The organism is Streptomyces tropicalis (assembly GCF_029269835.1).
GTDB classification, from domain to species: domain Bacteria; phylum Actinomycetota; class Actinomycetes; order Streptomycetales; family Streptomycetaceae; genus Streptomyces; species Streptomyces tropicalis.
Genome location: NZ_JARJBB010000013.1, coordinates 165,245 through 175,439, shown reverse-complemented (window position 1 = coordinate 175,439; position 10,195 = coordinate 165,245). Strand labels below are relative to the sequence as shown.

At 76.9% G+C, this 10,195-nt stretch carries 9 protein-coding genes; 3 read left to right on the top strand and 6 right to left on the bottom strand.

From position 1 onward, the window contains the following. On the bottom strand, positions 1–1,237 hold a 1,237-nt coding region (locus tag P3H78_RS23540; protein ID WP_276111117.1), incomplete at its 3' end, for a hypothetical protein. A 599-nt stretch (positions 1,238–1,836) separates the two neighbouring features. Between P3H78_RS23540 and P3H78_RS23535 the strand changes: the two genes are divergently transcribed. After that, positions 1,837–2,070 (top strand): chaplin, encoded by a 234-nt coding sequence (locus P3H78_RS23535; protein ID WP_276111116.1) that lies wholly within the window; start codon positions 1,837–1,839, stop codon positions 2,068–2,070. A gap of 119 nt (positions 2,071–2,189) precedes the next feature. On the opposite strand, the gene P3H78_RS23530 is transcribed toward P3H78_RS23535, so the two are convergent. After that, positions 2,190–3,572, bottom strand: a complete 1,383-nt coding sequence (locus tag P3H78_RS23530) for an FAD-dependent oxidoreductase (protein ID WP_276111115.1) — start codon at positions 3,570–3,572, stop codon at positions 2,190–2,192. A gap of 188 nt (positions 3,573–3,760) precedes the next feature. On the opposite strand from P3H78_RS23530, the gene P3H78_RS23525 reads away from it, so the two are divergent. Together P3H78_RS23525 and P3H78_RS23520 are read left to right on the top strand one after the other, a co-directional pair. Next, positions 3,761–4,672, top strand: coding sequence for a DMT family transporter (locus tag P3H78_RS23525; RefSeq protein WP_276111114.1), 912 nt, complete (start codon positions 3,761–3,763; stop codon positions 4,670–4,672). Positions 4,673–4,784: 112 nt separating this feature from the next. Further along, positions 4,785–5,036 carry a hypothetical protein gene (locus P3H78_RS23520; protein ID WP_276111113.1) on the top strand — a complete coding sequence of 84 codons (252 nt, stop codon included), beginning with the start codon at positions 4,785–4,787 and terminating at the stop codon, positions 5,034–5,036. A 227-nt stretch (positions 5,037–5,263) separates the two neighbouring features. On the opposite strand, the gene P3H78_RS23515 is transcribed toward P3H78_RS23520, so the two are convergent. Genes P3H78_RS23515 through P3H78_RS23500 form a run of 4 tightly spaced genes read right to left on the bottom strand, consistent with a single transcriptional unit; the run spans position 5,264 to position 10,069 of the window. After that, positions 5,264–6,304 carry a DUF5914 domain-containing protein gene (locus P3H78_RS23515; RefSeq protein WP_276111112.1) on the bottom strand — a complete coding sequence of 347 codons (1,041 nt, stop codon included), beginning with the start codon at positions 6,302–6,304 and terminating at the stop codon, positions 5,264–5,266. Beyond that, complete coding sequence (locus tag P3H78_RS23510; RefSeq protein ID WP_276111111.1) at positions 6,301–7,320, bottom strand: phytoene/squalene synthase family protein; 1,020 nt, start codon at positions 7,318–7,320, stop codon at positions 6,301–6,303. Before P3H78_RS23510 ends, P3H78_RS23515 begins: the two co-directional genes overlap by 4 nt. Then, the gene (gene crtI, locus P3H78_RS23505; RefSeq protein WP_276111110.1) at positions 7,317–8,858 is read right to left on the bottom strand and encodes a phytoene desaturase family protein; all 1,542 of its coding nucleotides are present in this window, start codon (positions 8,856–8,858) and stop codon (positions 7,317–7,319) included. The genes P3H78_RS23510 and crtI overlap by 4 nt, the downstream gene beginning before the upstream one ends. Beyond that, the gene (locus P3H78_RS23500; RefSeq protein ID WP_276111109.1) at positions 8,855–10,069 is read right to left on the bottom strand and encodes a polyprenyl synthetase family protein; all 1,215 of its coding nucleotides are present in this window, start codon (positions 10,067–10,069) and stop codon (positions 8,855–8,857) included. The genes crtI and P3H78_RS23500 overlap by 4 nt, the downstream gene beginning before the upstream one ends. Between the last annotated feature and the right edge of the window lie 126 nt (positions 10,070–10,195).

The following is a 10,195-nucleotide window of genomic DNA, read 5'->3' as shown; positions in this document are numbered from 1 at the left end:
GCGGGGGAGTGGACGACTCCTGATCCCCCGCCGTCCCGCTGCCCGTACCCGGGGGCAGGGCCGCGCGGGCGGTGACCGGGGGCTCGGCCGCCGTGCTCCTTGGTGGCTCCCCGGCCGGGCCCGGGACCGTGCCGGGGCGCCGGGACAGCGCGGAGCCCCGGAGGCGTTCGAAGCCGCGGGCCAGCTGCTGGAACGGCGAGCCCGCGGCCGGGCGCTCCGCCCTCCGCGCCGCCGGCAGCGTCCCCGCGGCCTCCGCGTCGCGGTAGACCGACAGGGCCTCGTGGGCGTGCTCCGCCGCCTCCCGGTACAGGTCCCGGGACCTCGTCATGGCGGCGAGGGCGTCCTCGTACATCGCGACGAGATCGCGCGCCCGCGCCAGCTCCTCCTCCATGGTCAGCAGGCGCCATTCCTCCCGCAGTGCGGTCAGCGCCCCGGCACCGCCCTCCGGCAGGGGGCGCGGGAGCGCCGCGAAGCGCCGCACCGCGTCCAGGACGTCCTTCGGCTCCGAGCCGTCCAGGAAGACGCTGCGCACGGAGAAGTCCCCCGCCTCGTAGCCCCGCGCCGCCGGCCGGCCGGGCAGGACGAGGGCGCCCCCGCGCGGCACCTGGACGCCGGAGTCCTCCAGCGCCCAGTTCACGGCCCGGAGCCGATGGGGCGCCGCCCGGTGCTCCACGACCCGGTGCCGCAGCTCCGCAGGCAGCAGCCGCACCAGCGCGAGCCGGCCGTACGCGTCCGGGGTCATGGCCTCGTGCACGACGACGTGGACGTTCCAGGTGTCCCGGACCGCGTGCCGGAGCAGGCGCCGCAGCTCCTTGTCGTCGTCGGGCAGGGGATTGACCGCCCCGAGCCGCAGACCCGTGACGGCCTCGCGGTCCCAGCCCGCGCCGGGCTCCTGCGGCCAGAACATCGCGGCGGGCGACGCCCAGTCGCTCTCCCACGGGCGCTCCGCCTCCGCCGCCACGACCCACTCGCGGCCGCTGGCCGGGGCGGTCTCGGCGGCGAGGGTCAGCCGGGCCCGCACGGTCACCCCGGCGGGGGTCAGCCAGCGGGCCTCGAAGACCCGGGCCCCGGAGGCGTCGGGATCCTCGGGGGCGCGGTGGCTGTGCAGCACGCCCTCGGCCGTGAGGCTCTCCAGACGACTGCGTACGGCGCCCTCCGCGCCGGTTCCTGCGTGGCGGCCGCGGGCCAGCCACACCGTGCGCGGGGTCTCGGGACGGGGGGAGGAGGAGTTCGACATGGGCCCTTCTGCGGGCGGGGACGGCGTGCGACGTCCAGTATCCCGGAGCCGGATCGCGGATCGCGGGCCGGGGGCCCGGGCGCGCCATGATTCCGGGGCGCGCGCCCCGCCGGCACGGGCGGGTCCGGCGCGGCACGTCCGGGCGGTGCCGAGCCAGGCCCCGCAGCCCGCGCCCGGCGACGGGGTGCCGACCCGTCGCCGCACCTGCCGGGCCCGAACGGAGCCGGCGGCCGTCAGCCAGGGGACGGGCATGTTCACGCGAACGTGGGGGTGGCGGAGCCGTCCCGGCCGTCACCCCGCCTTCGCGCGCTCCCGTCACCCTGCGGTCCCGCCGTCCCGCCGACGCGGCCGCGTCCAGCCGGACCGGTGAAGGGGCCCTCGCGGCGGTGGCGCGCCCGGACCGTGCTCCCGGCGGCGCGCACCGCTCCCGGTTCGGCCTGAAACGCACGCACGTGACGCGTCCCGGCGGCCGTGGGGCGCACGCCCGCGTCCCGGAGCCGGTGGACGGCCGCTACTCCGATCGGCCCTCTGCGATGTCGTGGCGCGCCGGACGACCGCAGGGTGGAGCCACACGTCCCCTCGAGCGACAGGAGTCTTCCATGAGGATCAGAATGACGGCCGCGGCGGTTCTGGCGGGTGCGGCCCTGGTGGCCGGGGCGGGGGCCGCGGCGGCGGACTCCGGAGCCAGCGGCTCCGCCGTCGGCAGCCCCGGCGTCCTCTCCGGCAACGTCATCCAGGTCCCGATCGACATCCCGCTCAACCTGTGCGGCAACTCCCTCAACCTGGTCGGACTGCTCAACCCGACCGCCGGCGCCGTCTGCGCCAACGGCTGACACCGAACACCCCGGGGCAGCCGGGCGCGTCTGCGCACCGGGCCCCGTCCGCACGACGACGGGCCGTGCCCTCCGGTGGGGGCACGGCCCGTCGTACGCGTCCGGCCGGTCCGCGGCGGCTACGGCTCCCGCGGCTCCGGGGCGCCGCTCGCGCGGAGCATGCCCTCACGCTCGACGATCTTCACGCGCTCGCGGCCCTGCGGCTCGCCCAGCGCCTTCTCCGCGGCGTCCAGGCGGTACCAGCCGTCCCACGTGGTGAAGCGCACACCGCGGTCCGCGAGGAAGGCGTCGACGGCCTCGGGGCCGGGCGACGCGGGCGTCAGGAGGCGGCCCTGCGCGAAGTCGTCCAGCAGGTTGGCCACCGTCTCGTTGGCGTCGCCCTTGGTGTGGCCGATCAGCCCGACCGGGCCCCGCCGGATCCAGCCCGTGACGTACGTCGACGGCAGGTGCTCGCCGTTCTCCTGGACGACCCGGCCGCCCGCGTCCGGGACGGTGCCCGAGTCGAGGTCCCACGGCAGCTTGGGCAGCTGGTCGGACAGGTAGCCCACCGCGCGGTACACCGCGGTGACGTCCCAGTCCTTGAAGGCGCCGGTGCCCGTGACGTTGCCGCTGCCGTCGAGCGCGGTCCGCTCGGTGCGCAGGCCGGTCACCCTGCCGTCCTCGCCGAGGACCTCGGCCGGGGACTCGAAGAAGTGCAGGAACAGCTTGTGCGGCCGGTCGCCGGTGTCGCGGATGGCCCAGTTCTCCAGGGTCTTGGCGACCATGTCGGCCTGCTTGCTGGACCGCCGCGTGGCGATCGACCCCTCGTCGTAGTCGATGTCCTCGGGGTCGACGACGACCTCGATGGTGGGGGAGTGGTCCAGCTCGCGCAGCTCCATCGGGCTGAACTTCGCCTGGGCCGGGCCGCGCCGTCCGAACACGTGGATCTCCCGCGCCCGGTTGGCCTTCAGGCCGTCGTACACGTTCGGAGGGATCTCCGTCGGCAGCAGCTCGTCCGCCGTCTTGGCGAGGATCCGCGCCACGTCCAGCGCCACGTTGCCGACACCGAGCACGGCGACCTTCTCGGCCTCCAGCGGCCAGGTGCGGGGCACGTCCGGGTGGCCGTCGTACCAGGACACGAAGTCGGCGGCGCCGTAGGAGCCGTCCAGCTCGATGCCGGGCACGGGCAGCGCCCGGTCCGCCGTCGCGCCGGTGGAGAAGATCACGGCGTCGTAGAAGGCCCGCAGGTCGTCCAGGCCGATGTCGGACGGGTAGTCGACGTTCCCGAAGAGGCGGATCTGCGGCTTGTCGAGCACCTGATGGAGCGCGGTGATGATGCCCTTGATGCGCGGGTGGTCGGGTGCCACGCCGTAGCGGATCAGTCCGAAGGGGGCCGGCATCCGCTCGAAGAGGTCGATGGACACGCCCGGCTCGGCGGCGACGTCGGACTTGAGCAGGGCGTCGGCGGCGTAGATCCCGGCGGGGCCGGCTCCGACGATGGCAACCCGCAGGGGGCGGGACATGATCAGTTCCCTTCGAGCGAGGACAGGCGACTCGAAGGCAACCCTAAATTGAGGCAAACCTAAGTTGGTACGCGGGTCCGGTCTATGGGCTCATCAACGGATCTTATGAGCGGCGGACCGGGCGGATCCCGGGGGTGCCGGCCGGCTCCGGACGGCGGGACCGCGTCCCGTCGGGCATCGTAGGACATGTGATCGTGTTGGCCGCGTGCTTCGCCGTCGTCGGAGCCGCCAGCAACGCCGCCGGCACCGCCTTCCAGCGCAAGGCGGCCTCGACCGTGGCCCAGGGCGGCGGGATCCGGCTGCTGCTCGCCCTGGTGCGGCGGCCGGCCTGGCTCGCGGGCATCGCCGGCGTGATGGGCGCCGCCCTGTTCCAGGCGCTGGCCCTGATCAACGGGCCGATGGCGCTGGTGCAGCCGCTGTTCATCCTGGAGCTGCCGTGCGCCCTGCTTATCGCGGCGCCGCTGATGCACCGCAGGATGCCGCGGCCGGGCTGGTGGGCGGTGGGCGGCGTGGTCGCCGGACTGGCGCTGGTGCTGGCGTCGGCCGCCCCGTCCGGCTCCGAGAACCAGGCGTCCATGGTGCGCTGGGTCCCCGCGCTCGCCGTCTGCCTGGGAGCCATGGCCGCCGCGATCGCCGTCGCCCGGCCCGGGCGGCCCGCGCTGTTCCGGGCGGCCGTCCTGGCCGCCGCCGCGGCGATCGGCAACGCGCTCACCGCGGCGCTGCTGAAGTCCGCCACCGGGACCCTCGCGGACACCGGCTTCGCGGCCTTCCTGCGCTCCTGGCAGACGTACGGGTTCGCCCTGGTCGGGGTCGGCGCGCTGCTGCTGCTCGAGAACGCCCTCCAGGCGGGTCCGCTCGCCGCCTCCCAGCCCGCGCTCACCATCGGCGACGCCACGGTCAGCCTGGTGCTCGGCGTCGCGCTGTTCGGCGAGGAGGTCCGCACCGGCTGGTGGGTCGTGCCCGAGCTGCTGGGGGCCGGGCTCATCCTCTGGGGCGTCCTGCGGCTGACCCGTGTGGTGCCCCAGGCGCAGCAGACCCTGGCGGGGGCGTCGGCGGGCGCGGCCGCCGGTGCCGGGAGCGGCAAGCGGCCGGGCCGCTGATTCCGGCCCCGCCGTCGCGTGCGGGTGCCGGGTGGCCGGATCGGTACGGGGCGCGCATCCGGAACGGCGCCGCGCGGTCATGGCGGCGGCGTTGCGGGGTACCGGCAGGGACATGACTCCTGAGGTGGTGCCCCTCGCACCGAGCGGGCCGGACGCACGCCAACTGCGGCGGATGCAGGGCGTGTACGCGGCGGGTACGGTCCTGTGGACCGTCTCCCTGCTCGTGTCCCTGCTCGGACACGACGCCGACGTCCGCCAGGTCCTGCTCCTGCTCGCCCTGGTCGCCGCCTTCGGACTGCTGTGGCTGTGGTCCGCCTGGCACCTGTGGACCACGTCCCCGCAGCGGGGCGGCCCCGCAGTCTGACGAGGGGCGCCCTTCCGTCCCGGGGAGGCCCCGCCGCGATGTGCCGCTGCCGCCGTCCCCGGACGACCGCGCCGCACCGCAGGGCAGCCCGCCGTCCCGGGTGACGCCGCGACCCGCCGGGCGCGCACGGGACGGTTCCTGCTGTGTGCGGACGCCGCCTGTCCGACGGCCCGTGCGGCATGCCGGGCGCCGGGCGCCGGTCACCGGCGCCCGGCCGCTTCCCCGGCTCAGCCGGGGAAGCGGCCCGTGGAGCGCAGACTCCAGCGGCGTTCGGCGTAGGCCAGGTCGTCGCGCCACAGGCGGCCCGCCGCGGCCCGCATCAGGGGCCGCAGCAACGGCGCCGCACGCCGGGCCACGGCGAATCCCCGGCGGTCCGACGCCGCCATCACCGCCTCCACCACCGCCGTCCGCGGACGGCCCAGCGCGTCCGGCCCGAGGGGCGTCGCATGCGTCTCGACCACCGAACCCCGTCCCTCTCCCTCGGTGATGTGCATGACCACGGTGCGCGGCTCGGGCGCCGTGAACACGGCCCGCACCGGCACGACCAGGCGCCCCGCGACCTTGAAGGACACGTCCACCGCGAAACCGTCGCCACCCGGCTCCCGGCCCTCGCCGCCCGGGTCCCCGCCGGTGCCGGACGGCGTACCGACGACGGTGAGGTCCACGAAGGAGTACGGGTGGAACCAGGCGCCGTGCCACGGGTCGAGCCGGTTGGCGATCACGTCCTCCGGCTCGCAGACGCCCGTCCCCACGTAGACCGCCTCCACCGCCCCGGACGCCTCCGGGCGGGGCGGGACCAGCGGCGCGGGGGTCGCCGGCTCGCCGCCCGCCCCGTCCAGCCGCACCCACACCAGGACGCCGTCGTCGTGCACCGGCAGCGGCTCCCAGCCGGCGAACGCCGAGCCGTCCAGGGCGAGTCCGTGCCAGTGGCACACCAGCGTGCCGCACCGCACCGGACTGTCCGCGAGGGGCGCCCCCAGATGCGGGCAGATCCCGGGGCCGGCCACCAGGCGTCCCGCGGCGTCCCGCCAGACGACGACCTCCCGCCCGGCGACGGTGCGCGCCAGAGGCCGGTCGGCGCGCACGGACCGGATCGCCCCCACGACGTACCAGTTGCCCGACGGCCGGGCCAGGGCCGCCTTCAGCGCCCGGGTGATGACGGCGGGCCGCGCCTCCCGCCAGGTCGGCCGCTGCCGCTCCCACGCCACGGGGCGCCGGCGCAGCCGCAGCGGGTAGCGGCCCCGCCGCGGGAAAGGCTGCCGGTTCACGCGACCTCCTGGTGCAGCGGTGCGGACGGGGACGGCGCCGGATCCGGTCGGCCCGGCGGCGGCTCCCCGGGACCGGGCCGGTGGCGGGCCGCGAGCCGCGCCCCGGCCACCCGCGCCAGTCCGTCCAGCGCGACGGCGGCCCGGCGCCGGCGCGGCACCACCGCACGCCGCCGCACCACCGCGTACCCCGAGGCGGCGACCGCGTCGAGGATGCCGCCGTACAGCACGAACGCGGTCCGGATGCACGGCCGGGACACCGGGTCGAGCATCGCGATGCCGGGCGCCGCCTGCCGGTACACGCCCCGGGTGAGGTCCTCGAACGCCCGCAGCGCCCGCGTGATGCGGGCGTCCGGGCGGCCCGTGTCCCGGCTCCAGACCAGCAGCTCCCGTTCCACGCCGTGCGCCCCCAGCAGGTCCGCGGGCAGGTACACCCGGCCGCGGTCCAGGTCCTCGCCCACGTCCCGCAGGAAGTTGGTGAGCTGGAAGGCCACCCCGAGCGCGGCCGCGTGCGGGGCGGCCTCCTCGCGCGGCACCACCGTCCCCAGCACCGGCAGCATCTGCAGGCCGATCACCGCGGCCGACCCGTGCATGTACCCGTGCAGGTCGGCATAGGTGGCGTAGTCCGTGACCTCCAGGTCGCTGCGCATGGAGGCCATGAAGTCGCGGAAGTGGGCGTGGTCGATGCCGTAGCGGCGGGCCGTGTCCGCCAGCGCCCGCACCGTGGGCTCGGCGCCGCGGCCGTCGCGCAGCCCCGCCTCCAGGTCCGCCCGCAGCCGGTCCAGCTCCCGCGCCCGGCGCTGCGGGGACTCCCCGGCGTCGAGGGCGTCGACGATGTCGTCGGCCCAGCGGGCGAAGCCGTACAGGGCGTGCACCGCCGGACGGCGCTCCACCGTCAACAGCCGGGTGGCCAGGAAGTACGTCCTGCCGTGCCGCGCGTTGAGGGCACGGCACCGGTCGTAGGCCGCCCGCAGCGACGGATCGGTGATGCCCGCCGCGTCCAGTTCCCGCCGGGTCACGACGCCGCCCCTTCCGCCGTGGGCCGCGCGGCGGGCCGGGCCGGGCGCCGCCGGCCCCCGCCTCCGGTGACGCGCGCGGCGGCCAGCTTCCCCGACAGCAGCACCGTCGGCACGCCCACGCCGGGCGTGGTGCCGCAGCCGGCCAGGACCGCGTTCTCGGTGCCGCGCACCAGGTTGCGCGGACGGAAGGGGCCGGTCTGCGCGAACGTGTGCGCGGCGGAGAACGGTGTGCCCGCCGCATGCCCGAGGGCGTGCCAGTCGGCCGGCGTGACCAGGCACTGCTGCTCGATGGCCGACCCGATGCCGGTCAGCCCCCGGCGCTCCAGCTCGGTGAGCATCTCGTCGCGGTAGCGCGGCGCGAGGTCGCCCCACTCGGCGGCGCCCGGCCCGATGTCGGTGTTGGGGCACGGCGCGAGGACGTAGTGCAGATGGCGGCCCGGGGGAGCGAGCCCCGGATCGGTGGCCGTGGGACGGGTGATCAGGAAGGAGGGATCGCTCATCAGCTTTCCGGTGCGCGTCAGTTCGTGGAAGGTGCTCCGCCACGCCCGGCCGAACGACAGGGTGTGGTGGGCGAGTTCGGGCCAGGTGCGGTCGCATCCGGCGTGCAGCACCACCGCGGACGGCGCGTGCGTGAGCGGCACCGGGCGGCGCGGTGCGCGGCCCAGGAGCCGGTAGGCCACCGGCAGATCGGGCGTGAGGACGACCGCGTCGCACGCGATGCGGTCGTCGGCCGTGACGACCGCGGTGACCCGGTCGCCGCTGCGCTCCAGCCGGGTGACGGACCGTCCGAACCTCAGGTCCGCCCCCGCGTCCGCGGCCGCCCCGGCCATCGCCCGGGGCAGGGCGTGCATGCCGCCGCGCGGGAAGTACACCCCCGCGACCGTGTCCATGTAGGCGATCACCGCGTACGCCGCGAGCGCCCGCTCCGGCGGGACCCCGGCGTACAGCGCCTGGAACGAGAACACCCGGCGCAGCCGCTCGTCCTTCAGATGGCGTCCGATCCGCGCGTCCAGCCGCCCGAAGCCGCCCAGCGCCGCTAGCCGGGCCAGGTCCGGGTGGAGCAGTGCGAAGGGCGAGTCGAAGTTGGCGTCGACGAACCGCCGCATCTGCGCCCGGTACAGCCGCTCCAGCCACCGCCGCAGCCGCCGGTAGCCCGCCGCCTCCGCGGCCCCCGCGAACCGTGCGACCTCCGCCTCCATCCGCTCGGCGTCCGTGTGCACGTCCAACGCGCTTCCGTCGGCGAACCGGGCGCGGTAGGCGGGGTGCAGCGGGATCAGGTCCACCCGGTCGGCGAGCCGCTCGCCCACCGCGGCGAAGGCCTCGTCGGCGATGTCGGGCATGGTCAGCACGGTCGGCCCGGTGTCCATGGCGTACCCGCCGCGCTCCAGCCGTCCGGCCCGGCCGCCCGGCTGCGGATCCCGTTCGACGACCGTGACCCGGCGGCCCGCGCCGAGCAGGTGCAGCGCCGCCGACAGGCCGGCGAGCCCGGCGCCGACGACCACCACGTGATCCGTGCGCCCGGGGAGCGTCCGCGTCATCGGCCGCTCACCCCGCAGCCGCCCGCGAGACGCAGGGGACGCTGCGGGCCGCCGTCGGCGCGCGGAGCGCCGAGCCCCGGACGGGTCCCCGTCACCGTGCCGACGAGGTCGCGCAGCCGTCCCACCGCGCGCGGTTCCAGCGCGACCGAGTCGAGGTGGCGCAGCCCCTGCGCGGTGAGCCGTGCGGTCTTCTCCTCGACCGCGCGGCGGGCGCCGGTGGCGACGACGACGTCGCGCACCCGGTCGAGGTCGGCGTCGGACAGGTCGGCGCGGCCCACGCTCTGCTCCAGGACGTCCAGGGCGGCCCGGTCCCCGGCCGCCCCGGCCCTGGCCTGTGCGACGGCGAGGAGGTACGTCGGCTTGCCCTCGCGGATGTCGCCGCCGCGCGGCTTGCCGGTGCGCCGCGGGTCGGCGAAGAGGTCGTCGAGGTCGTCGCGCAGCTGGAAGGCGGTGCCGACGCAGCGGCCGGCCGACGACAGGGCCCGCGTGGCGGCCTCGTCCGCCTCGGCCAGCGCGGCGCCGAGCCGCAGCGGCCGCTCCACCGTGTACAGCGCGCTCTTGAGGCAGGCGGCGCGCAGCGCGTGGGCCGGGGAGCGCGACGCGGAGGCCTGGCCCCGCAGGTCCAGGTACTGGCCCGCGACCATCTCGGTGCGCATCGCCCGCCAGATGCCGCGGACCCGGCCCGCGGCGGCCGGCGCCAGCACGGTCTCGGCGACCACGTCGTCCGCCCACGCCAGGGCGAGGTCACCCGCGAGGATGGCGACGGCGGTCCCGAAGTCCCGCGCCCGCCGCGGCCCGGTGATCCCGGTGCTCCCGGCGGCGACGTCGACGTGCAGCGCGGCCCGGCCGCGGCGCACCGGGGCGCCGTCCATCACGTCGTCGTGGACCAGCGCGCACGTCTGGACGAGTTCGAGGGCCGCCCCGAGCCCGAGGGCGGCGGCCGTGCGCGGGGCGCCGCCGCCCTCGCAGGCGCGCAGCGCCCACCACAGGAACCGGGGGCGGATCCGCTTGCCGCCGTCCAGCGTGAATCGGGCGACCCGCTCGGCGAGGTCGGCCCCGAAGCCCTGGTCCAGCCCGGCGGCCTGTGCCACCCGGTGCGCGGTCAGCGCGGACAGATGGCGGTCGACGGCACCGGCGACGTCGGCGTCGACGACCCGCGCGTCCGGGACGTCGAGGTGCGGACCGGGCGCCTCCGTGTACGGTCCCGGCACACCGGGTCCCTCGGCGCACGGTCGGGACGCACCGGCGCCTGCGGCGGACCGTCCGGGTTCACCGAGGTCCTCGGCGTCCGGCCCGGGCGCACCGGGCCCGGGCGCGCCGGGTCCCTCCGCGTACGG